The sequence below is a fragment of the Okeania sp. SIO2C9 genome (assembly GCF_010672455.1).
Taxonomy (GTDB): Bacteria; Cyanobacteriota; Cyanobacteriia; order Cyanobacteriales; family Microcoleaceae; genus Okeania.
The window spans coordinates 35,322-58,789 of sequence record NZ_JAAHGO010000051.1 but is presented as its reverse complement, the minus strand read 5'-3'; the positions used below and the strand labels follow the sequence as shown (position 1 = coordinate 58,789).

Below are 23,468 nucleotides of genomic sequence, written 5' to 3'. Positions count from 1 at the left end.
TGTTTTTAGCGATCGCCTATTTTTTACTGTTGATTGAAGAGCGGCCGCTTTTCCCGATCATAGTAACTTTTAAAACTCATGTTAAAGGTATTATGAATAAACTAGCAGTTGACGACCGAGTTAAAGCAGCTGTTGTTGCTTTGAGAACTGGTTTGGTGTGAATGTGACTGTAATTAATTTATAAAATAAATAAATTTTTATCTAATTAGAGGTAGGGGAAAAAATGAAGTATCAGGGATTTATATCTTTTATAGAAATTTGTTGGGTGGGAGCTACTCTTTGCATTTTTAGTAGGCAAATTGGAATTTGGCGCAGACAAGTTAGAAACAGGAAAAATATAGTTGTAAATTATCAAGTTATAACAAGAAACAGCAGATAAAAATAATAGTTTACCGAGAAATTGATGAAACATTCCAGAACACCTGTTTTTGGCTGTCTGTTTTTAGCGATCGCCTATTTTTTACTGTTGATTGAAGAGCGGCCGCTTTTCCCGATCATAGTAACTTTTAAAACTCATGTTAAAGGTATTATGAATAAACTAGCAGTTGACGACCGAGTTAAAGCAGCTGTTGTTGCTTTGAGAACTGGTTTGGTGTGAATTTGACTGTAATTAATTTATAAAATAAATAAATTTTTATCTAATTAGAGGTAGGGGAAAAAATGAAGTATCAGGGATTTATATCTTTTATAGAAATTTGTTGGGTGGGAGCTACTCTTTGTATTTTTAGTAGGCAAATTGGAATTTGGCGCAGACAAGTTAGAAACAGGAAAAATATAGTTGTAAATTATCAAGTTATAACAAGAAACAGCTGATAAGAATAATTGTTTACCGAGAAATTGATGAAATAGTCCAGACCCCCTGTTTTTGGCTGTCTGTTTTTTAGCGATCGCCTATTTTTTACTGTTGATTGAAGAGCGGTCGCTTATCCTGATCATAGTAACTTTTAAAACTCATGTTAAAGGTATTATGAATAAACTAGCAGTTGACGACTGTATTTTCAATACCCAGAGATAACTAGCGTACTATACTGCTTTATAACGTTAGTTGTCAACTAAGTCAAAGCTCCTGTCTTCTTCTTTCATTCTGACTCCTGATTCCTGACCAATGGGTGCGTTACGCTATCGCGCTTCAGCACCCTACTGACTTCTTATTTTACTCCCCCCCCGACAGGTGTACTTGGAGGAATAATCGCAGCACCATCACCATTTAACTCCCCAGAAGTAGCCAAGTCACCATGATAAGCATTAGTCAACAACTGCTTAATATCACTAATCAAAGGATAACGAGGATTTGAACCAGTACATTGATCGTCAAAAGCTTGGTCTGCTAAATCATCCAACTTAGCAAAAAATTCAGCTTCACTCACAGAGACCACATCCTTAATAGCTTTAGGAATACCCACCTGACTCTTCAGCTCTTCAATAGCAGCAATTAACAAATCTACCTTTTCATCCTCAGTTTCTCCACCCAATAGCAAATAATCAGCAATTTGAGAATAACGCCATTTAGCATTAGGATACTTATACTGGGAGAAAGTTGCTTGTTTGAACGGCGCATTGGTAGAGTTGTAACGAATAATATGAGAAATCATCAACGCATTTGCCAAACCGTGAGGAATATGAAAAATAGCTCCTAACTGGTGAGCAATAGAATGGCAAATTCCCAAAAAACTGTTAGCAAAAGCCATACCTGCAATTGTTGCAGCGTAGTGCATTTTTTCTCGTGCTTTGGGGTCATTAGCACCATTGTTATAAGCAGAAGGCAGATATCTAAAAATTAATCCAACAGCTTTCAATGCCAGACCATTAGTATATTCAGAAGCTAAAACAGAAACATAAGCTTCCACCGCATGAGTCAAAGCATCTATTCCACCAAAAGCAGTCAAACTTTTCGGCATATTTAACACCAACTCTGGATCGACTATTGCCATACTGGGAGTCAAAGCATAATCTGCCAGAGGATACTTAATATTATTTCGGCGGTCAGTCACCACAGCAAAAGGTGTAACTTCCGAACCTGTACCAGAAGTAGTAGGTACTGCCACCAAAATAGCTTTCTCTCCCAAAGGTGGTAAATCATAAACCCGTTTACGGATATCCATAAACCGCATTGCCAAACCTTCAAACTCAATTTCTGGATGCTCGTACATCAACCACATAATTTTGGCAGCATCCATCGGAGAACCACCACCAATGGCAATAATCACATCAGGATTAAATTTCCGCATCATATCCAAACCCCGGTTTACAGTGTCCAAGGAAGGGTCAGGTTCTACATCATAAAAAATGTCATACTTAACCTCAACTTCATCCAGCACATTTTCTAAACCGCGAGTCATCCCAAGTTCATATATGGGTTTGTCAGTGACAATGAATGCTCGTTGTTTACCTGCCAACTCTCGCATAGCAGTAGGTAAAGCACCATATTTAAAGTAAATTTTTGGTGGAACGCGGAACCACAACATATTTTCTCGACGTTCTGCCACTGTCTTTATATTTAGCAAATGGTGTGGTTCGACATTTTCGCTAACAGAGTTACCACCCCATGTTCCACAACCTAGAGTTAAGGAAGGATCAAGGCGGAAATTATAGATGTCGCCGATCGCTCCTTGGGAAGAAGGAGTATTAATTAGAACCCTGGCTGTTTCGACAGTATCTTCAAATCGTTTAATATGGTCGGCATTAGCAGGAGAAGTATATAAAGCTGCTGTATGTCCACGTCCACCAAATTCGACTAAACTTTCGGCTTTGTCTACAGCTTCTTCAAAAGTATCTGCCCGATACATTGCCAAGATAGGGGACAGTTTTTCGTGGGCAAATGGTTCTTCTTTATTAATATTTTCTACTTCACCAATAATTACTCTAGTATTTTCTGGAATGGAGAAACCTGCCATTTCGGCAATTTTTTGCACAGGTTGACCGACAATTTCTGCATTCAACCGTCCGTTGACTATAATTTTGCTTCTTAGTTTGTCTTTTTCTTCTGGAGTTAAGAAATAAGCGCCTCGGTCAATAAATTCTTGTCTGACTGTATCATAAACACTATCAACGACAACTACTGATTGTTCGCTGGCACAAATCATCCCATTGTCGAAGGTTTTACTGAGGATAATTGAAGAGACTGCCATTTTTATCTCTGCAGTTTCGTCTATCAAAGCTGGAGTATTACCAGCACCAACTCCTAGAGATGGATGACCGGAGGAGTAAGCAGCTTTAACCATTCCCGGTCCACCAGTAGCAAGAATCAATTTAATTTCTGAATGCTGCATCAGTTGTTGGGATAGTGGAAGTGTTGGTTCATCTATCCAACCGATTATTTCTTCTGGTGCCCCTGCTGCAACGGCTGCTTCGAGAACTACCCTAGCTGCTTCACAGGTACATTTTTTTGCTCTGGGGTGAGGAGAAAATATAATTGCGTTACGAGTTTTGAGACTTATTAATGATTTAAAAATTGCTGTTGATGTGGGATTAGTTGTGGGAACTATCCCGGCAAGAATTCCTACTGGTTCGGCGATTTTTTGAAAGCCAAAAGATTTGTCTTCTGCGATAACTCCACAGGTTTTTTCGCCTTTATATTTGTTATATATTATTTCTGAAGCAAAGTGATTTTTGATTACTTTGTCTTCTACTAATCCCATCCCTGTTTCTGTGGCTGCCATTTTTGCTAGGGGAATTCTAGCTGCGTTGGCTGCTAGGGCGGCTTTTTTGAATATGTAGTCTACTTGTTCTTGAGTATAAGTGGCGTATTTTTCTTGAGCTTGTTTTACTTTTTTGATCAGCTCTTCAAGTTCTTGTTCGTTTGTTACTTTCATATTCTCTCCTTGCCCTAATTTGGGATTTTTCTGGGGCTGGTTTGATATCTGTTGATATTATAGTTCTGTTCTTTTTTTGTGGGGTTGACTTGAATTATTTTATCTATTTTTTTGTACTTTTTTTATAATTGATGACACATTTTTCTGTTTAAGATTTGGTTAAGTTTAAATTAGTATTAAATTTCAAGTAACTATAACAGTTTTATGTACTTGAAAAAATATCTCGATTTATAAAATTAGCAAAATTTGATGAAAATATTACAGATTTGAATTTCAGATTTGAGAAAGTCTGAGAAAAGTATATATAAATAAAATTTGTACAAAACACAATATTTGTTTTAAATTTTAAATATGAGTCATCAAATTCGGTAAAAATTTTGCTTTGTATTTCTACGAACTTGCGTTTTTTCAGGGATTTGGTATACTGAAAAACAATGATATGCTGCCAATGTTGTGACTACCTTTAAAAATAGTGAAGAAATAATAGGCTCAAACCTAAGTATTTTCGTTCCTGAGATAGCTAGAAAGTAGTAACTGAGTGCTGTGCCATCGCCTCAATATATAACTATTTTTTCAAACCGATAATCAGTCTATTTGACGTAATCAAGATTTTGTGGTATAGAAACTACCTGCAAGTAGGCGCGATCGTTAAGCTATAGTTCATAAAAATATAGTCAAATATGACATATCCTTACTTCGCAGGTGTTAGCTCTTCAGGAATTTTTGGTAAATCTGTTTGAATTGCGTAGCACTAAAAACTTTTCACTATTTTTTTCAACAGGTGGGAGAGAAATATTTATCCGCCTATTTAAACAACTTAAGTTTTACTACTAATTAATATTATGAACTGAATAAACATCATCGCTATAAAGAACTTCGTTATCTAGATCGGGACCAAAAATTGGTTCCACAGTTACACTGCCATCTTCATAATATAAAGCTAACTCGTTTTTGTTAGTAATATCCCAAATGCCAGATAAAATAAATTGTGTAGTTCCTATAATTTCATTGTAGCTATCATAATGATAACTAAACGAACGATCGCCGTTTAAAAATATTCCTGTAGATATTTCCAGGTCTTCATGTTCTTCCCAAGGATCGATAACCCCATTAAAATTCAAGTCAATCTCCAACAAGTCACTATTAAAATAGAAAAATAACCACCGATCGCTCAAATATGATTCCCAGTCAGTTGGTTCGGGAAAATCTAAATTGTTAACTACATTATTTGCTATATCTTTATAGTCTTTTAATTTATTCTCTGTTCCTCCTACCAGAACAGTAGCTACCTCATAATTTGGTCCTACCGTGGCAACTAAATAAAATTTTTCTTCAAGTTCAGAACCTTTAGCAACATAAGTATTAGTAATTTGATTACCTTTTATTTTTGCTTTTCCTTGTGGTTGAAAGGTAGCTCCATTAAGTTCAAAAGGCTGGCTCCAGTTATTAGCTAATTCTCCCATTGAACCTGTCAAGTAAGAACTTCCGGTATCTACTTCTACATAAACATCTGGATATTTTTTAGATGAAGCTAAAATTAATGTCTCATCATAATTACTTGTTACTCCACCAACCCATCCTTTTGGTATTTGCAAGCCAACTCGGTTTTCAAATGCCACCCATGTACCAGCTTTATAAATCTCTTCTTTTTTTGGTGGATATACTACATTATCAATTTTTTCAGAACTTAAACTGAGCTGATAATTAGTTTTATTATTACCCGGAACAGATACTTCTATATAATAACTGCCAGGCTCTAAAACTTCCCTAATTCTCTCTGACTTTTTACCTTTGTTAGTAGATTTATCCAAAACTGTCTCGCCGTCTTCATCAATTAACTTGACATTGGCATTTCCCCTAAGTTTATTCAGAGTAATATTAACCTCACGTTGTTGATTCAGGTCGAAAGTATAGAGGTCTACTTTGTCTCTTCCACCACCTTCTTTGAAACCAATATTATCTTTTTATGTCAGTTTTTTGTTAGATAATCTTCCTAAATTATTAGCTACATCAATAGTATTATCATCAGGAATTGATTCTAGATTTAGGCGATAAGGAGTTTGTGCTTGACCAACATTAGAAACTCGCAAATAATAAGTTCCTGCATCTAAATATTCAGTAATATTTTCAGCTTTTTTGCCTTTTCTAGTAGACTTTTCTAATACCGTTTTGCTATCTTCATCAAATAAGTGCAGATTGGCATTTTTCCTAATTTTATCGAGGGTAATACTGACTTCAGTCTCTTCAGGTAAGGTAAAGCTATAATAATCATATTTGTCCCGTTTGCCACCTTCTTTTAAGCCTATTTTTTCCTTTGTTCTCAATTTTTCACTAGATATTTCACCCAGGTTTGTTGCAGTTTTAATACTATTATCTGACTTGTTAATACTTCTTGGTTCTATACTTTCACCTGTAATTGGATCGGTTCCTTGATTGTTGTTAACACTGGCAGAATTTCTCGAGATATCATCTAAATTAAGCGACCAATGAATCTTGAGATAAAAACAGATCGTCGGCAGAGTTTATATCATATTTTAAAGTTAAATAGTTCTCTAGTAATACAGGTTCACTACTATCCGAATAATGAATTTTATCTCCAGGGGTTGAGAATAAATCATTATTTGTGTGTATGGCATCAAGTTCTACGGTGCTCAATAATGAGTTAATTTCCATTATATATGCCTCCTGAAATTGAAAAATATTTTCATGTTAATGGATGCTAAGGTAATATATTTAATTTTATAGAAAATGACGAAATTTAACCTACATATTTTACATTTATATAATCTTAGAATGATTAATGATAGGTTATCAGTAGAAGGTAGAGCGTCCTAACTCCCTACTCCCCTACTCCCCTACTCTTGACTAAAATTACTTTTAGGGTAATTAAAATTATGTTTAGCAAAAGCTTGTTTAACTCGTCTCACTAAATCAGTTTTGTAAATATATTCATCCCTAGCATCTATAGGATAAGACTTTAACTGATATTGAGTTCCCCAAGGTTTTTCCTCAACTAATACAGTAATTGGAAGTTTTAATTGAGTGTACTTACTGGTATAAGCAGCCAGATGTAAAATTTTAATAACCATTTCAGAATCAACTCCATGAGCCAAATAAAAATCAGTTGTGACTTGAGCTTCTAAAGCACCACTATTAGCATTAGATATTGGCTCATTCCAGATTTTGTTATGGGGAATAAATATCAGATTATCTTCAACAGTTTGTAAACGTATTCCCCGCAAATCATAAGTAATAATTTCGCCATAATTTTCTCCAATTTGAACTCTATCTCCTACTCGATAAGGAATTTCAAATAGAGCTACTACTCCAGCAATTAGAGAACTAACATAATCTTTAAAAGCAAAACCTAAAGCTACAGCAATTGTTCCAGTGATAGCTAATAAATTTTCAGTCGAAAGTTGCAAGAACAAACTCAATATATATATTGTGGAAGTCAATAAAATTAAGGCTTGCAAAAAAGGTTCTGATTGTTTGGCTGCTGCTCGAAATCTTAAAGGAACTCTTTCTGATAACCACTTACTCAAAAATTTAACGCTAATAAGAAAACCATAAGCAAGAGCTAAAGCAATTACTGTTTGTAGAATAGTCCGAAGATTTATATCTTTAATACCTATTCCATCTAATCCTGCCGCTACTGTAAGTAGATGAAAATGAAAAAAGAATGTTAACCCTAGATAGTTGAAAATCATTATACCTCTTGCAAAAAAACTAATTAAATCAATTCAAGATATGAAATCAGTAATTTAATCTCACCATTCCCTATGTAAGAATTTCCTGCGGAATGCTGCGCAAACAGCTATTGCTTTTAGTTTAGGATAAAAGCTTTATTAATTGTCTTACTGCAAAAATTGCCTTCCTTGCTCTTAAAGTCAGTTGTTATACCATTTCTTTATTTGTCACGATGCCCTTAATAATTCTTACCAAAACCTGAATTTTACTAATAACTGTTATCTTTTTACTCTGCCTCCCCTTTCAAGGGAAAAAAAACAGTCAATCTTCGGAGCGCACCCGTTGGGTGGGATGGATGGGTTTCCTAACCATATCCAATTGACCAAGAGAAGAAATAATATTTCCTTACATTCAATCAATAACGGTTTTAACCAGAGGTAATCATTCATTATTCACTATTCATTATTAATTATTAATTATTCCCTGCGCTTAATAATTATTACCAAAACCTGAATTTTACTAATAGCTGTTATCTTTTATTAAGCGGAACTTCATGGAGAAATAGTATTAATTTAAACACTGTCATATATGAGAGAGTCTTGTTGCTGATAGCTGACAGATAATAGCTAAATACTTACCGAAAAATTAATAATTAATAATTATTAATTAAATAATTCAGCTTACTCTACCTCCCCTTTCAAGGGAAAAAAAGCGGTCGATCTTCGCAGCTTCCCGAAGGGTGGGATGGCGAGGAAACCTGCGCCATATCCAATCGACCAAGAGAAGAAATAATATTTCCTGACATTTAATCAAGAAGGGTTTTAACCAGAGGTAATTAGGGTTTGCTGAAAAAGTCTTTCTTCAGGAGTAGGGGAGAATTGTTTTGCCCAACTCAGCAGCAAAAATGCTAACTTTTTGAGCATGAAGAGCTGAAAACCAAGGTATTACAGACCTAAAAAGGCTAAAACCTTTATTTGTAAATGCTTTTAGATTTAATCAGCAAGCCCTAATTATTAATTATTAATCATTCATTATTCATTATTCATTATTCATTATTCTCTGATTTCTGCAAGAAGTCTATTCTATTAAATCAGTAATAAAGTTATATTTTTTTAAATGCTTACGCAGCTTTGGATAATATGCAGGATGAATACTAAAAAGATTATTCAAACGTTGAATTACCTCCATGCGTAATAATTGTTGAATTTGGAATTGAATTATACTTTCAGATTCTCCCAAACTCAAGGCAAGGTTAGATAAATTAATTTCTTTGTGCAAAAGCATAGAAAATAAAAGATAGCGATCGCTACTGCTTAATTCTGGTAAATCTAATGATCTAATTTGATGATACTCTACTAAAATATTCTCTTTTTCTGTTTCTTGATAATCAATATTTTCCGTATTTATCATACTCAAAGATTTTACCCATAATTGAGAAGCTGCTGAACTTAAACCTTGAGAAGTATGGGATAAATAATCAAAATGTTCTTGCATTTTAGCAAATTGTTTTTCTTCATCTAAGTCATTTTTATTGAACTCTATTTTAGTAAATACAGGACTGAGCCATTCCATCAGCTCTTCTCCTGTAATAGTCGGTAAGAATAGAGTCTTTTCAAAGTAAGAATTAATATTATAAATATAGTCAAGATACTGCCACGTTAAAGAATTACAACCAATTAACCAAAATCGAGAATGATCTTGAAAGATTCTATTTCTTAAAAACTCAATTCCATCCAAACCATGTATATGTCGTAGAAAGCAAAATTCCAAACAAGGAATAACTATTAATTCCTGAAATTTGCCAGAATTACAATCAACATCTAACTTTGCAGACAAACCTAAATCATTTTGTAATTTGGAGACAATTTTCAGGAAATCTTTAGGTCTATTTGACCAGGATAATAATTTTATATCTCTGATATTTTCATGACTCCAATTAACTAAAGCTGTCTGGATAATTTGAGATAAAGGTTCTATAGAACTGCTTAGAATTACCAGTTCATTAGCTTCTGGATTATCTTGCCATTGGCATAATGCTTCTTCTAAAGTAGATTGCAAAATTTTGATATATTTAGGATGACAAGGCAAAGCCTGAATTTGTTGATTTAAACTAAAAACAAAATTTTTTGGTAGTTCATCAAGTTCATTCTCAGTTTCCTGGAATGGAACTTTTATAAACAGAGATTTTAATCGATCAAAGATTTGCATAATTTTATTAGTATTCACATCGGAGTTTTTATAGCAGGAAACAGGGAACCTTTAACAGGGAACAATAGAAAAAAAAATTCCCTGTCTAAAGATAATTATCAGTTTATGTCAACGCCCTATCTTTCTATTGCTATATACTACCAGTTTGAAAAAAGAATGCTATAAAAAGTGCATCTCTATCGGATCTGCCTAAAAATAGTTTCTCTAGTTCATTTTAGATGGTTATATCTATAGTATTCCCTTTTTTTTCAAAATTTATCCCTTCTTCCTTCTTGCTTCTTCCTTATTTCTTACTTCCTAAGCATTCAGCTATTAGCATTTCCGTTTGTCATGCTCCGCAAACAGCAATAAGATGTATGAACATATTCAAGCAAGAGCTAAGGTTAGGTTATAGGCAATTTCATTAATGAATTAAAATTGCTCTTTGCTGGATAATTTCCCTCTAGTATGATAATGAGTTAATAACAAATAGCTGATAGCTGATGGCTGACTGCTGTGAGCTATCAGCAACAAGACTCTCTCATATAGGACAGTGTTTAAATTAAAATAGACTTTAAGGGCAAGGGAGCCAACTTTTGTAGTAAGACAATTAAATATTGCTTTTATCCTAAATTAAAAGCACAATAGCTGATAGCTGATGGCTGACGGCTGAATGCTTACGTATTGATTTGTAATTGTTTTAGTATTTTGTAACTGGTCAGTTATTTCCGTCATCCTGCACTAGTAAATTTTTTTTATGGTAATTTTAATTTATACACTACTAATGACTTGTTAAGTAAATATGCCTTTTCATAAGAAAAACTGGATAGAATTAGTGTTGACATTAAAAGGGTCTGTCATACCTAGAGTTTGGCAACGGGTAGTAGTTGCAATGACTTTTTCCCTAATAGTTACCATTATTTATCAGAGTGGACTTCTGTGGATTCATCAACCAATTTTAGCTAGTTTAATCCCCGGTGTTGTTTTGGGTTTGTTATTAGTTTTTAGAACAAATACATCTTATGATAAATTCTGGGAAGGGCGAAAACTGATTGGGGGGATAATAATTTCAGGTCGGTCTTTATCAAGACAAATGTGGGTAAATATTCCTGAGAAAACTCCAACAGATACAGAACAGAAGAAGGCAGCAATTTTACTTTTAGCTGGTTTTCTGATAGGAACAAAATTACATTTAAGAAATGAAAGTATCGATGGGCAACTTCAGTCAATTATTAGCAATAATCAATATTTAGAACTGAAAGAAGTTAATCATATACCTCTGAGAATTGCTAAATGGATTGGAGATTATTTCCGAAAAATCTATGACCTTAATTACATAGACAGTATTCAGCTATCTACTTATAATCAAATTTTAGATTTAATGGTAAAAGATGAAACTGGCTGCGAAAGAATTTTAAATACGCCTATTCCTTTAGCTTATGCAACTCACTTAAAACATTTATTATTTTTGTATTGTTTTGCTCTACCTTTTCAATTAGTAGCTGAGTTATCTTGGATAACTATTCCTGCTACAGGAGTAATTAGCTTTGCTTTATTAGGAATTGAAGCAATAGGGCTAGAAATAGAAAATCCTTTTGGTTACGATCCGAATGACTTACCTTTAGATAATATGTGTAATCGACTGTTGTGGGATATTGAGGAGTTAATGAGTTCTGATTCTCGAAAGGAATATTTAGTTGAATAAATATAGAGAAGGCTTTCTAGTTTTGAGAGTTGTGAACAGAAAATTAAATGCTTAATACAACGAGGAAAGCTTTCATTAATGGATAATTGATAATTACCTCTCCCTAAAAGGGAGAGGATTGACAAATAAGGAAAAAATTTATTCTCTTGGTCGATTGGATATGGCGCAGGTTTCCTCGCTATCCCTCGACCGCTTTTTTCCCCTTGAAAGGGGAGGCGGAATTAGCCGAATTGTTTAATTATTTAATTATTAATTATTCGGTAACCGGTAGTGTCAGATAATTAAGATAATTTTTAGTCTAAAAAAATTATATGAGCGATTTTCAAACTAATATGCAAACCCGATAATTTCCTCAAATTATCAAATCATTAAAAGTCACAGATTAAGTTTGTAAAAAATGATTATCTTAATCATATAAATTGAATCCAAATAAATATCAAAATTTTAGGAAAGTAACTAAAAAAAGTTAGCTATTAAGATGTGGTAATAATTTTTCTGACATCAAGTATAAAAACTGTACTTAATACTAAAATTTATGGCTCTCATATAGAAATTTAATATTTTAATTAGATAGAATACTCAACAAAATTTTAACTATCATAAATGTTGAAAGAAGACTCTTGTTATAATCGCTCTTATTTAACGGTGAGAGGGGGCGTATAAACTGCGCGGGAAATCCACGCAGACAGCCCCTCATAAATTTTAACCAGAAAAATAATTGAGCAATACGTGAAACATTTTTGGTGTTATAATTTTATCAATAGCCGTGGGGCACACGGTTGAATAAAAGCGCACCGCCTGCCCTGAGGTTTCTAAGGGCGTAAAGACGGAGCAAGAAAGCTTGTGGAGATGGTAGTAGCGGGGGTGAACTCAACTTATTTGATTTGTCATCTAGCCCGAGAATCTGTGATACAAAAATCTCTCGTTATAATCTTTGATTTAACGGTAGAGAGTCTCAACAAAAAATACTCTCTTCATCGTAGAATAAAATTTAAGCTGGTGTTTAATGCCAGCAATTTTTTTGATTAATATTTTCTAGGTTTAGCTATGCCACTTTCAAGAGCTAGCGGTATTCTACTGCACCCTACTTCCTTCCCAAGTCGCTTTGGAATTGGTGACTTAGGTCATGAAGCATACAATTTTGTCAACTTTTTAAGAGACAGTGGACAGCAAATTTGGCAAATTCTACCACTAGGACCAACAGGTTTTGGTAATTCTCCCTATCTAGCTTATTCGGCAATGGCAGGAAACCCTCTGCTAATTAGTCCAGATAAATTACAAGACCAGGAGTTACTCAGTGAGGAAGACTTATCTAATTTGCCAGAGTTTCCAAACGATCAAGTAGATTTTGATTTAGTCCGGGAAGTCAAACGTCCTCTATTACAAAAAGCCTACGATAATTTTCAAACAAAAGAATCTGAAGAAAAACAAGCATTCTATGATTTTTGTGTCAGTAAAGCTTTTTGGTTAGATGATTATGCTTTTTATATGGCCCTAAAAGAAGCCCACCAAGGAGCTAGTTGGCATACCTGGGAGCAGGAAATTGCCCGTCGTCAACCAGCAGCATTAAAAGAATGGCAGCAACGTTTGGCCGATGAAATTCAGTATCATAAATTCGTTCAATTTGAGTTTTTCCAACAATGGGATGAGCTGAAAAATTATGCCAATGAACAAGGAATAAAAATCTTTGGCGACATTCCTATATATGTTGCCCATGATAGTGCTGATGTTTGGGCACATCCAGAAATATTCTGTCTAGATGCAGAAACAGGTGAAGCATCTTTGATGGCAGGTGTCCCCCCAGATTATTTTAGTGAGACTGGTCAACTATGGGGCAACCCAGTTTATAAATGGGATAGATTAGAACAGGAAGATTTTCTGTGGTGGGTGCAACGCATTCAATCAATGCTGAATAAAGTAGATTTGATTAGAATTGACCACTTTCGTGGTTTGAAAGCTTATTGGGCAGTGCCACAAGGTGAAACTACAGCCATAAATGGTGAATGGATCGAGGCACCAGGTGAGGCTTTTTTTGAAACTATTAATGAAAAGTTAGGCTCTCTGCCAATCATTGCTGAAGATTTAGGGTTGATTACTCCTGATGTCGAAGAATTGCGCGATAAGTTTGAACTTCCTGGTATGAAGATTCTGCATTTTGCTTTTGACTCAGGCCATGAAAATCCCTATTTACCCTACAACTACGTTTCTCCTAATTGGGTTGTTTATACTGGCACTCACGATAATAATACTACTGTGGGCTGGTTCAATAACCGTTCTCCTGAAGAACAAAAACGAGTTACTCGTTTTCTTGGTTGTACTTGTGGTAATGGAATTCATTGGGATTTAATTCGTTTGGCTATGTCTTCGGTGGCTTCTATGGCAATTTTTCCCCTACAAGATATTTTCGGATTTGGAGAAGAAACTATGATGAATCAACCTGGAGTTGCTGAAGGAAATTGGAGCTGGCGCTACCAACCGGAAATATTAACTCCAGAGGTAAGCGATCGCCTTAGAGAAGTCACAGAAATTTATGGTCGTGAGCCACAAAATGAAGATTCATAGTTTTTAATTTTTAGTATTGCTGGACTGGGAAATTTTAGTATCAGTAGGAGTAAAAACAACTTCTTTTACTTCTCCTGTTTTTCCCAGTTGCATTGTTTGTCCGTTATTAATAGGTATTAATATTCCTCCGGCGTTTCCTGCAAAGAAAACTAATTGTTCTTGAGCTTCCCAGGTCTTTTGAGTTCCCTGCACTAAAGTCCCTTCAAATGCTATTTTTCCATCTATTTCTATTGATACCCAGGAGTCTTCTTTGACAATTACACTCACTGCTAAAGATTGTTTTTTATTTTGTTTTTCTAACTTTGCTTTTGTTATTTGGTCTGTAGATTTTTCCTCAATTTTAATATTACCTGAAGATGCCTGAGCTAGATCACTTTGGTTTTTTTCTTTTCTATAATTATTAATTTCATATTTTTTCCCTAGTATATAATAGCTACTCATTAGACGAGGCAATAAACTAACTGACAATAAAACAATAGATACATATAAGAGGTAGAGATGATGTGGTCGTAGCTGAGGCATTGATAGATTCAGGAGAGATTGTTTGCTAGTTTCTTGAGTTTTTTCAGTCGGAAACAGATTTGCTAATTGCTCTCCATTTAATCCCATAGCATCTGCATATCGCTTGATTAAACCTTGGATATAAACAGGCTCAGGTAGTTTTTCTAGATTACCTTCTTCTATAGCTTCTAGCAAATTAATTCTAATCATTGTTACTATTGCCACTCTTTCTAAACAAATAGAATGTTTCTCTCGAAATCTTTTTAATTTATATCCTATATCTACTAATATTTGGTTTTGTTTTTCTTCAAAAGACAGTTCCTTTTCTTGATGAAAGCGTTTGTTAAATTGTAATAAAAATAAACTGTTTTTGATATTTTTTATTGCTGTAAAATTTACCATTGATTTAATTTATAAAAACTATTAATTTTGTCATTATGAGAGTGATAATTATAGGATAATAATTAATTTATTGATATCAATAATATTCTTGATTTTCTGTCATCATTTTAATCACTAATTTTAATTTTATAACTCCTAAATATATTGCTCATACTATTGTTTCAAAAGCTTTCTACTAGATGTATTGCGATCAAATCAGCAAGATTTATCTAGAAAAAATTATGAAATTCTATGTGGATGTCTTGCTTAGTATACCCACTTAAATCAAACTCTTAAAACTCTCTAAGTTTTAGCTTAATTGAGAACTTTTATTGATTTGGTCATGCAAAAAGTTAATTTCAAAATCTTTTAGAGGTCGGTAATGACCACTAGGCAAAACAGACTCTCCAGGTACCTGCAACTGGATTTGGCCAATTGCCGTACGGTGTAGTTTCACAACAGGATGTCCTAATTTTTCTGCAACTCTACGAATTTGCCTATTTCTACCTTCAGAGATAACCACTTCTAAAAGAGTTTGAGAATTATCACTTTCTTCTAGGACTTTAACCCGAGCAGGTAAAGTTTTTTTACCAGATAAGATAATACCCTGACGCCACAATTTTAATGTCAATTCTTGCGGATGACCTTCTACCCATACTTGATAAGTTTTGGGAAGACAATGTTTGGGATGGGTCAAACAATATGTGACTCGACCATCATTTGTGAGGAGTAACGCTCCTGTAGAATCTGCATCTAAGCGTCCTACTGGATGAATTCCCTTCCCATTTTGTAGTTCTGAACTTAGAATATCTAGAACCTTACTACGTCTACTAGGTTCCGAACAAGTGGAAATCACTCCCATCGGTTTATTGAGCAATAAATATATAGATTTAGGACGGTTTTCTGGTCGGAGGGGCAAACCGTCAACTTCAATTCTGTCCAATTCCGGATTGGCTTTTTCACCTAATGGGATAACTATACCATTCACCCTTACTCGTCCAGCTATAATCATTTGTTCGGCTTGACGTCGAGAGGCTATTCCCCACTGAGATAATATTTTTTGTACTCTTTCAACCATACTTTTCAGTTCATCACTTTTGTCGATTCAGATTATTAGTCAATATATAGTAATCCTATTTGAATCGTAAATTTTTGGTGTAGGTAGGTTGTAGATATTAGGTGGAAGGTAGAAGAAAAAATAAATACATGGAAATTTTTTACAACTCCGACAGGGAGTGTTATATTGTTCTGAATTTATAATAAAAGCAATATATAGTTTTTAGCATTTGAATTTGAGATATAAACATAAAATCAGATATTTGAAGGAGCGACTGAATAGCAAATAGACCAGTTAAAGTTTGACAGAGTTCATAGTTTCTGGCAAGAAAAAAAATGACACTTGCTTAAGCCAATTCTCTCAACCGAGAAATACAGTTCATTAATGGATAATGGATAATTGATAATTACCTCTGGTTAAAACCGCTCTTGATTGAATATAAGGAGATATTATTTCTTCACAGGAGTCGATTGGATATGGCGAGGTCTCCTCGCCATCCCACCCTTCGGGAAGCTGCGAAGATCGACCGCTGTCTTGGTTGATTGGATATGGCGAGGTCTCCTCGCCATCCCTCGACCGCTTTTTTTCCCTTAAAAGGGGAGGCTTTAAACCTGAATTATTTAATTATTAATTATTAATAATTAATAATTCGGTAAATTTATAATGTTGAACGATAAAGAGTTTTCTATCCTTGAATTAATCAAACTATTTGGAGTCAGCAAAATAACTTTTGACAATTAGTTAACCCCATGGGGAAATAGATAGTTTTTTATGGCCATATAGAAAAGGAGGAGGCATAAAAGCTAAGTTAAGTCAGTGGAAAAAAGAGCCAGTAAAACAGTGGATTAAATAATATCCAAAAACCCTCAAAAAAGTGGGGAGTTAATGTGAGCAAATAAACGATCAAAAGCATTCCAAAAAAGTTCAATATGATTGGGGAAATTATGCAAATGGGACTGATTCAACAATTAATAATGAATAATGAATAATGAATAATTACCTCTCCTTGAAAGAAGAGGATTGACATATAATGATAATTTTTCTTCACAGGAGTCGATTGGATATAGCTCCTTTGACCTCGCCATCCCATCCTAGGTCATGCTGCGCAAACGACCGCTTATTATCCCCTATCCAAGGGGAGGCGCATACCCACAATTTTTCGGTAAAAAACCTGATTTATGGGAATAGTTCAAAATCCACAAGTTGTTAGAGCTTATTTAAGCACCTAAACAAAATTATTAGCCTACTATGATTCTATATAATGCTGAGAATATCAGGAACTTAATCTTAAAAAATGTGTAATTAATTTTGTGTAGCTGCTTCACAAGGTGAAAAAGAGAAATTTATTTAATGCTACCAATTCCCTATTATTGGCAAGAAAAAGTTTCAACATTCAAGAAGAAAGAAGGAAAAGGGAGTAGGGGAGTAGGGGAGTGGGGAAGTAGGGGAAATGGGAGCATTTTTCTACCTTTTTCCCCTTTCACCTATTCTATTTCTAAATTTCCTGACTTCACCACCGACTGAGGAAGGCAGACAAAAGCACATATCACCTGCAAAGATACCAAATGGCTTCTATAGACTTGAGGACTTTTTTGCCTAATTTTTGTCTAATTCCAATTAAGCTTACTGTAGTTTTCATGGATTGAGTGTCAATTAATACTAGCCAAAGTTTGATAGAAAAGCTAGAAGAATAAGAACAAAAAAATTTAACATATTTTGGCTACCTCATTACTCACCAAAGCACAACTTATAGTCATTCCAGTTAAGATTGAGACAAGGGTTTCTTGCCTTGAAAGAGTTTCAGCTGAAAAAGTGTTCCAGTCTTATTCAGAATGACTATAATCACAATTTGATAGAAATTTATTAAATATGAATGGATTAAAGTAGATGCTTATGAGAGTTGGTCTTGCTTACTTAAATACCCGAACAAAATCCTGGACAATTTAGGTCAAGAATATTTCATTAATTGATAATTGGTAATTGATAATGGATAATTACCTCAGGTTTTAACTGTTACGGAATTGAATGTAAGGAAATATTATTTCTTTATTTTCCCCTTGAAAGGGGAGGCTTCAAGGCGCGAATTATTTAATTATTAATTATTAATTATTCGGTAATTAATTTTGTTTAAGTGCTTAGAATGAATGAATTGTATAATTCTTTTCAGCCTCACATTAAATTTGTATCAGCTCAAATAAATATCAAAGCTTGTCTAGAAATACAGAGTTTTTCAATCCAATCCTGGTATAGCACTTGAAGGAAAGGCTAGGACATATAAAAAGCTTAGTCAGACAACGCCAGATTTTTCCTTCTTCCTTCTTATCTTCTGCTATAAAATATGCTAGTTTATATATTCTCCGTCTCTAGAAGTAATTATAAGACTTACTATACTAACCTAATGGTGCCTTTGATGAATAAAAATTTACCACAAGAGAATCAAATTTCTAATTCTGATGTTGCTATTGAAAGTCAAGATGAAATATCAACTCCAAGAAAAAGTAGAATTGTTAGTAGATTTTTATCCCCTGCATTGAAATTTTGGTTAAAATCTCAACTAGAACAGGTAGAACAATTAAAAGTTCTGATTGAAGGTGGCGATCGCCAAATTCTGACAGGAAAAATTCCGCAGGTTTCTGTTGCTGCTTCTAATGTGGTTTTTCGAGGATTAAATTTAACAGAGATAGATTTATCTGCAACTGGAATTAAGATTAATATTGGTCAAGTTATCAAGGGTAAACCATTACAAATATTAGAATCTTTTCCTTTATTTGGTAAGCTTAAATTACTACAATCTGACCTTAATACTAGTCTACAATCTCCTCTGTTAGCTCAAGCGGTCGTTGAATTTTTAACTCCATTATTACCGCCAGATTTTTTAGAACAGCTAGAACAACCAATTAGTTTGTATGACCAGAAAGCTGAAATTTTTACAGACAGGATAAATTTATTTGCTAATTTTTTGTCTACATCAGATGAAAAGATTTCCTTAACTTTGCATACTGATTTGAAGCTTGCTAGTAGCTCTGAACTATTGTTAGACAATCTAGATATTCAGATTTTGCAAAAGCCTAGTTATGACTTTTCAAATAATATAAAAATTGACTTAGGATCTGATGTTGAATTAAAAGAATTAACACTAAATTCTGGTCAACTTAGTTGTCAAGGTCGCTTAACAGTCAACCCATAACTTCAACTATATCCAAGACTGACGAAGTAAATAATTACCATAGTTATAGAGACTTTTAGACAAGAAACACAGTCTATCAATTTCAGCATAAAACCGATGATTTTTTGTATGGGATATGTCTCTCAACTAATCTCATAAATCAAGGGATTAAAATTACTAAAGGATTCGAGTATTTATTAATCTTTATTATTGTGACTTAGTCTTTAATTCTCAGGTAGGTTTGATTGTACCATTAAACATAATACCAGTTTGATATGAGGTTGCATAGAATGATGAAATTCATTAAATCTATCTATCTTTTTCTAGGGCTTGCTGATTAAATCTAAAAGCATTGACATATAAAGACAAGTGCCTTTTTGGGGCATTTAAAAAGTGCCTTATATCACGTCTAAAACGCTCAAAAAGTTAGTATTTTAGATAAGAGTTGGGCAGAACAATCTTGGGAAAATTCTTACTCCTATCTCCTCGCTCCCGACCCTTTTCTCCTTTCTCCTGTCTCCTTTCTCCTGTCTCCTGTCTCCTACCCCAGCAAAAAGACTTTATGAGCGCAAACCCTATCTAAGCTTACCTACAGTCAATTATGATTGAAATATTATTCTATGCAGCTTCATTTCAATTTGGTATAAGGCCTTTGAGTTATTAAATTTTGTCAAATATTTAGTAGCTATTTTGTACAAATAAACGAAGATATTTGACATTGTTTGACTACATAAGACTATATTTATGTACAACGTTTACTATACTAAATTCTAAGTATTGAGAAGTGGTAAAAGTAGAGTAAAAAAATAATATATGAGAGGTGCAGTAAAAACATAACTATCCGTGCGGTCAAGAATCCCTCCGTGTCCAGGAATTAGTTGTCCAGAATCTTTCACGCCTGCATCTCGTTTCATCATCGATTCAGTCAAATCTCCAAGTAGACTGGCAATACCTACTACCAAACCCAAAGCAGCACCTGTCCAAGGCAAACCAGGCCAACCTAAGTACCAAGAACCTACTGTCGCTACTCCTACACTACCCAAAACTCCAAACACTGCACCCTCAACAGTTTTTTTGGGGCTTATTTCTGAAAGTCTAATTCGGCCAAAGAATTTTCCCACAAAATAAGCACCAATATCAGCAGCCCATATACAGCAAAAACCAAGTAGAGTAAATGTTAAACTCGGAGGCCAACTCAAAGGGTCTATCCATGAAATATCCCAGTAACTTCCTAGTGGAATTGTGTGAGGTGTCTGTAACTGAGCTTCTAGTCCAACTCTGAGTCTAATCCAATAACTCGGTAGATATCCACCATAAAATAGACCTAAAATTGATGATGCTATATCAGCGATTGTAGCTAATTTTGGCTGAAATAGTAGATAAAAACAAATTAGAGTTCCTGCTAATGTAAATATAGCATCTACTAAATCAGGGGCTAGAGCAGCTACTACCAACATAACTTGACTTAATGCTAGGGTGGTTTTGGCTGCTGGTGCAATACCTTTGGTGCGTGCTAGTTGAAAATATTCTAGTTGGCCTAAGTAAACGATCGCTCCCATGCCTACTGTAAACCACCATCCCCCGAAAATAATCATTCCCAGAGCAACAGCGATCGCCACCAATCCACTAATAATACGAGACCAAGACATAATATGTACAAATTTAGATATTATATATGATAATATATATAATAGACACCTCCAAAAATAAAAAATAAAATCAATTATCGTACAGAAATTATCAGTTCTTTCCCCCTCCATATCTATTCCCTCTTTTGGAGGAGATGTCTAATGATAGGTTAAGTTTTTGCTCCAATAATGCAGCGTTAAATGTTCCAGTAAAATTCAGTCTATTTTCTCACCACTAAGGATAAATATGGGATTAATTGCTGCAAAAGTCTGATGTATACCTCTTGTCTCCAAACGATTAAGTGCAGGTTGAACTACTTCTACATTGCGAACCTGTAAATCAGCAAAACTTTCAGACACAGCATAAAGACTTTCTAGATTAGCAGCAGTAGCTATGACCCTGCCTTGTGGTAATAACCTTTTCCAAACTTCCTGGAGTATGGCTTTGATATGACGGCCTCCCTCTATACAGACACGACTAGGCGCCTCAGCTAAACCATCAAGACATTCAGGAGCATTACCTTCAATTACTTTCACATTCTCTACCCCAAAGCGATCGCAGTTTCTCCGAATTAAATTTGCTACATCTCGATCCCTTTCTATAGCAATAATGCGGCCTTCGGGACATATCAATCCAATTTCTACTGGTATGGTGCCTGTTCCTGCCCCAATATCCCAAACAATAGAGTCTGATTGTAATCGTAAATAAGATATTAACAGTAAGCGGACTTCTCGCTTACTCATAGGAATGCCTGGTAAACGTTCAAATAGGTCATCGGAGATGCCTGGAGTAACATAAGGCCAAAGTGGAGAAGGCATAGGATATTTTTTTTAGCAGTAATTCACGAAAAAAGGGTGGGAGAACGGAAGCCGCGTTACTTTAGTACGCGGAGGAAGTTCGACCCAGGCGATTTTAATCGCCGAATCAACTTAATTGTTCCCCTTCCGTTCTTTTCGATTTAAAAGTGCGTTGAGTTTTGGTGTTGGTGGTTTGAATGGAACATTCAGTGCTATCAAAAAGGTTGAGTTGAGTAGAATTAGTTGGTTGACTAATTATTAGTTTAACAACCTTAACTTTTTATTGAACCACTTCCCCAAATCCATAACTAAATCCATCAGATTTATGGGTATGTTGGCAATATTTATGACTAATTCCCTGGATAAGTTCAGTTTTAGTTTTGATATTAAAACTGCCAGTTTTTCTCACAGCAACTCGACCAACATAAGTACCAATCTTTTTACCTTTCTTGACAACAGCTTTGACAATATCTCCAGTCTGAAAGCCAAAGAATGATTTCTGTCTCAGCTTAGGTGCTACGATGGGAAAACCGTACTTATCAGAGTTAACCATTTGACGAGAACCACGTCCCATAGCTTTAATTAGCAAGGGTTGGTATCCTTTGATGTTCAAACTATCAGGAGTAGAAGTGCCAACGCAGGCAGCGTCAGTCCAGTGACTTTTACTAATACCTAGACGTTTTCGATTAAACTTAGTTAATCCTCCAGAACCAACTTCAACAGGTAAACCCATAGCTTCGAGGGTTTCCTTTAATTTCCAGCGAGTTGCATTAACAGCCGCAGTATCAGCTAAAGGTTGTTTTCTCTGCTTTTCAATTAATGCTAAAAGCTTGGGTTGATCCCTTAAGAAATCAACAGGCAATTGGTTATCCTTTTTCTGATTGCACTTAACGCAACTCAATACTAAATTGGAAACTCTATCGCTACCTCCCTTAGATTTAGGATAGAAATGGTCCAAGTTAAAAGGCCCTTCTTTTGTATTGCAATAAACACAAGTGCGATTAAACTTCTCAAGCAGATATTCTCTTATCTCATAACCAAATAGTTCGCCTTTTTGGTACTCTATCCCATTAATTTCTGGATTAACCATTTTCTGTGTATCAAATCGAACTAACTCCATACTGATAGTAGAAATAGGAGCTAATCGACACAGCTTTTTCACCCAAGATTCAATGTTAAAAACCCTCGACATTAACGATGGAGGCAACCAACCATCCCGTCGTTTTCTATTCAGAAATCTGGGCTGACGATAACGAGTTTTACGGTTGCGTCTTGACCTTCTTCTGGCTCGTCTGTCGCTTAAATTGTCCTTGATTTGAAACCCTCGATGTTCCAACTCAGCACACCAGACAATGTTGGTATCTGATACTAAAGCTAAACCAGTAATCTTAGCACCGGGGTCAATCTTAATTCTTAATTCCTTCGGTTGATTTTTTGATTCCTCCTTCAAAATAATTGTCAAAGGATACCTGCGAAATACTGCTGCCTTTCGTTGAGTTAATAACTTTCTGGCAACAGCAGGATGAACTGGATTACAGGGTTTTCTATTTGTATCCAGCACAAAAACTGAATTTTTACTCATTGAAAAATCTCCTATTGCTAGGGTAATGGCCACCTGGCCAATGTTGCATTCCGGCACATCCAAATAACACCGCTTTACCCCTCGTAAACTTTTAATTATCTGGTTTCAGAAGCTCAGGACTGGTGGAGCATCCCAAGGTGAGAACTTTGGCACTTAAATGCAACGTAGTCAGTTAAGACTTAGGCGGGTCAGCTACCTAAATTAACGAGGCCCGAAGCCCCGTCTCTTTAGAGCGGGGTGCTGACCGAAAAATTGGGTTTAAAGCCTCGCCCTTGTAGGGCGACTTTTTATTTTATTTGCAAGTGAATTGAATATATGCTACAGTATTATTAGTTGCCGGGGGGCACTCGGAAACTCTAAATGGACGTGGAGGGAAGCGTCAGACTACCGCCAAGGAAG

14 protein-coding genes and 2 pseudogenes are annotated in these 23,468 nt (G+C 35.0%); 5 read left to right on the top strand and 11 right to left on the bottom strand.

Translation table 11 applies throughout. The features are described from left to right. Positions 1-65: 65 nt before the first annotated feature. A pseudogene (locus F6K23_RS42965) lies at positions 66-161 on the top strand (DNA-binding response regulator); the annotation flags it as partial. A gap of 341 nt (positions 162-502) precedes the next feature. After that, a pseudogene (locus tag F6K23_RS28600) lies at positions 503-598 on the top strand (DNA-binding response regulator); the annotation flags it as partial. Between the two features lie 550 nt (positions 599-1,148). Here the strand turns inward: F6K23_RS28600 and adhE are convergent. The 6 genes from adhE to F6K23_RS28570 all read right to left on the bottom strand — a co-directional run bounded on the left by adhE (position 1,149) and on the right by F6K23_RS28570 (position 9,728). Further along, positions 1,149-3,812, bottom strand: coding sequence for a bifunctional acetaldehyde-CoA/alcohol dehydrogenase (gene adhE / locus F6K23_RS28595; RefSeq protein WP_293162068.1), 2,664 nt, complete (start codon positions 3,810-3,812; stop codon positions 1,149-1,151). A gap of 830 nt (positions 3,813-4,642) precedes the next feature. After that, a complete protein-coding gene (locus F6K23_RS28590; protein WP_293162086.1) occupies positions 4,643-5,767 on the bottom strand; it encodes a PPC domain-containing protein in 1,125 nt (374 codons plus the stop codon). A gap of 9 nt (positions 5,768-5,776) precedes the next feature. Further along, entirely contained in the window at positions 5,777-6,136 is a 360-nt protein-coding gene (locus F6K23_RS28585) for a PPC domain-containing protein (protein WP_293162067.1), read from the bottom strand. A 151-nt stretch (positions 6,137-6,287) separates the two neighbouring features. Beyond that, positions 6,288-6,467 (bottom strand): hypothetical protein, encoded by a 180-nt coding sequence (locus tag F6K23_RS28580; RefSeq protein WP_293162066.1) that lies wholly within the window; start codon positions 6,465-6,467, stop codon positions 6,288-6,290. 200 nt (positions 6,468-6,667) lie between these two features. Next, positions 6,668-7,522 (bottom strand): mechanosensitive ion channel family protein, encoded by an 855-nt coding sequence (locus tag F6K23_RS28575; RefSeq protein ID WP_293162064.1) that lies wholly within the window; start codon positions 7,520-7,522, stop codon positions 6,668-6,670. A gap of 1,057 nt (positions 7,523-8,579) precedes the next feature. Continuing rightward, on the bottom strand, positions 8,580-9,728 hold the full coding sequence (locus tag F6K23_RS28570) for a hypothetical protein (RefSeq protein ID WP_293162062.1): 1,149 nt from the start codon (positions 9,726-9,728) through the stop codon (positions 8,580-8,582). A gap of 763 nt (positions 9,729-10,491) precedes the next feature. Here F6K23_RS28570 and F6K23_RS28565 point away from each other — a divergent pair. Both F6K23_RS28565 and malQ read left to right on the top strand, forming a co-directional pair. After that, positions 10,492-11,394, top strand: a complete 903-nt coding sequence (locus tag F6K23_RS28565) for a bestrophin family protein (protein ID WP_293162061.1) — start codon at positions 10,492-10,494, stop codon at positions 11,392-11,394. 1,047 nt (positions 11,395-12,441) lie between these two features. Then, on the top strand, positions 12,442-13,956 hold the full coding sequence (malQ, locus tag F6K23_RS28560; RefSeq protein ID WP_293162060.1) for a 4-alpha-glucanotransferase: 1,515 nt from the start codon (positions 12,442-12,444) through the stop codon (positions 13,954-13,956). 3 nt (positions 13,957-13,959) lie between these two features. Here the strand turns inward: malQ and F6K23_RS28555 are convergent, their stop codons facing one another. Next, a complete protein-coding gene (locus tag F6K23_RS28555) occupies positions 13,960-14,859 on the bottom strand; it encodes a RodZ domain-containing protein (protein WP_293162059.1) in 900 nt (299 codons plus the stop codon). 289 nt (positions 14,860-15,148) lie between these two features. Next, entirely contained in the window at positions 15,149-15,916 is a 768-nt protein-coding gene (locus F6K23_RS28550; RefSeq protein WP_293162058.1) for a pseudouridine synthase, read from the bottom strand. 2,389 nt (positions 15,917-18,305) lie between these two features. On the opposite strand from F6K23_RS28550, the gene F6K23_RS28545 reads away from it, so the two are divergent. Beyond that, positions 18,306-19,082 carry a DUF2993 domain-containing protein gene (locus F6K23_RS28545; protein ID WP_293162056.1) on the top strand — a complete coding sequence of 259 codons (777 nt, stop codon included), beginning with the start codon at positions 18,306-18,308 and terminating at the stop codon, positions 19,080-19,082. 749 nt (positions 19,083-19,831) lie between these two features. Here the strand turns inward: F6K23_RS28545 and F6K23_RS28540 are convergent. From F6K23_RS28540 to iscB, 3 genes are all read right to left on the bottom strand, one after another. Continuing rightward, entirely contained in the window at positions 19,832-20,710 is an 879-nt protein-coding gene (locus F6K23_RS28540; RefSeq protein ID WP_293162054.1) for a phosphatidate cytidylyltransferase, read from the bottom strand. Between the two features lie 195 nt (positions 20,711-20,905). Continuing rightward, the gene (gene cbiT, locus F6K23_RS28535; protein WP_293162053.1) at positions 20,906-21,508 is read right to left on the bottom strand and encodes a precorrin-6Y C5,15-methyltransferase subunit CbiT; all 603 of its coding nucleotides are present in this window, start codon (positions 21,506-21,508) and stop codon (positions 20,906-20,908) included. Between the two features lie 259 nt (positions 21,509-21,767). Beyond that, positions 21,768-23,069, bottom strand: a complete 1,302-nt coding sequence (gene iscB, locus F6K23_RS28530; RefSeq protein WP_293162052.1) for an RNA-guided endonuclease IscB — start codon at positions 23,067-23,069, stop codon at positions 21,768-21,770. Positions 23,070-23,468: the final 399 nt, after the last annotated feature.

What these genes read in the sequence shown, in the direction of transcription:
- adhE (WP_293162068.1), bottom strand. Translation starts at nt 3,812, where the DNA reads ATGAAAGTAACAAACGAACAAGAACTTGAAGAGCTGATCAAAAAAGTA.
- F6K23_RS28575 (WP_293162064.1), bottom strand. Translation starts at nt 7,522, where the DNA reads ATGATTTTCAACTATCTAGGGTTAACATTCTTTTTTCATTTTCATCTA.
- F6K23_RS28565 (WP_293162061.1), top strand. Translation starts at nt 10,492, where the DNA reads ATGCCTTTTCATAAGAAAAACTGGATAGAATTAGTGTTGACATTAAAA.
- malQ (WP_293162060.1), top strand. Translation starts at nt 12,442, where the DNA reads ATGCCACTTTCAAGAGCTAGCGGTATTCTACTGCACCCTACTTCCTTC.
- F6K23_RS28555 (WP_293162059.1), bottom strand. Translation starts at nt 14,859, where the DNA reads ATGGTAAATTTTACAGCAATAAAAAATATCAAAAACAGTTTATTTTTA.
- F6K23_RS28550 (WP_293162058.1), bottom strand. Translation starts at nt 15,916, where the DNA reads ATGGTTGAAAGAGTACAAAAAATATTATCTCAGTGGGGAATAGCCTCT.
- F6K23_RS28545 (WP_293162056.1), top strand. Translation starts at nt 18,306, where the DNA reads ATGAATAAAAATTTACCACAAGAGAATCAAATTTCTAATTCTGATGTT.
- F6K23_RS28540 (WP_293162054.1), bottom strand. Translation starts at nt 20,710, where the DNA reads ATGTCTTGGTCTCGTATTATTAGTGGATTGGTGGCGATCGCTGTTGCT.
- cbiT (WP_293162053.1), bottom strand. Translation starts at nt 21,508, where the DNA reads ATGCCTTCTCCACTTTGGCCTTATGTTACTCCAGGCATCTCCGATGAC.
- iscB (WP_293162052.1), bottom strand. Translation starts at nt 23,069, where the DNA reads ATGAGTAAAAATTCAGTTTTTGTGCTGGATACAAATAGAAAACCCTGT.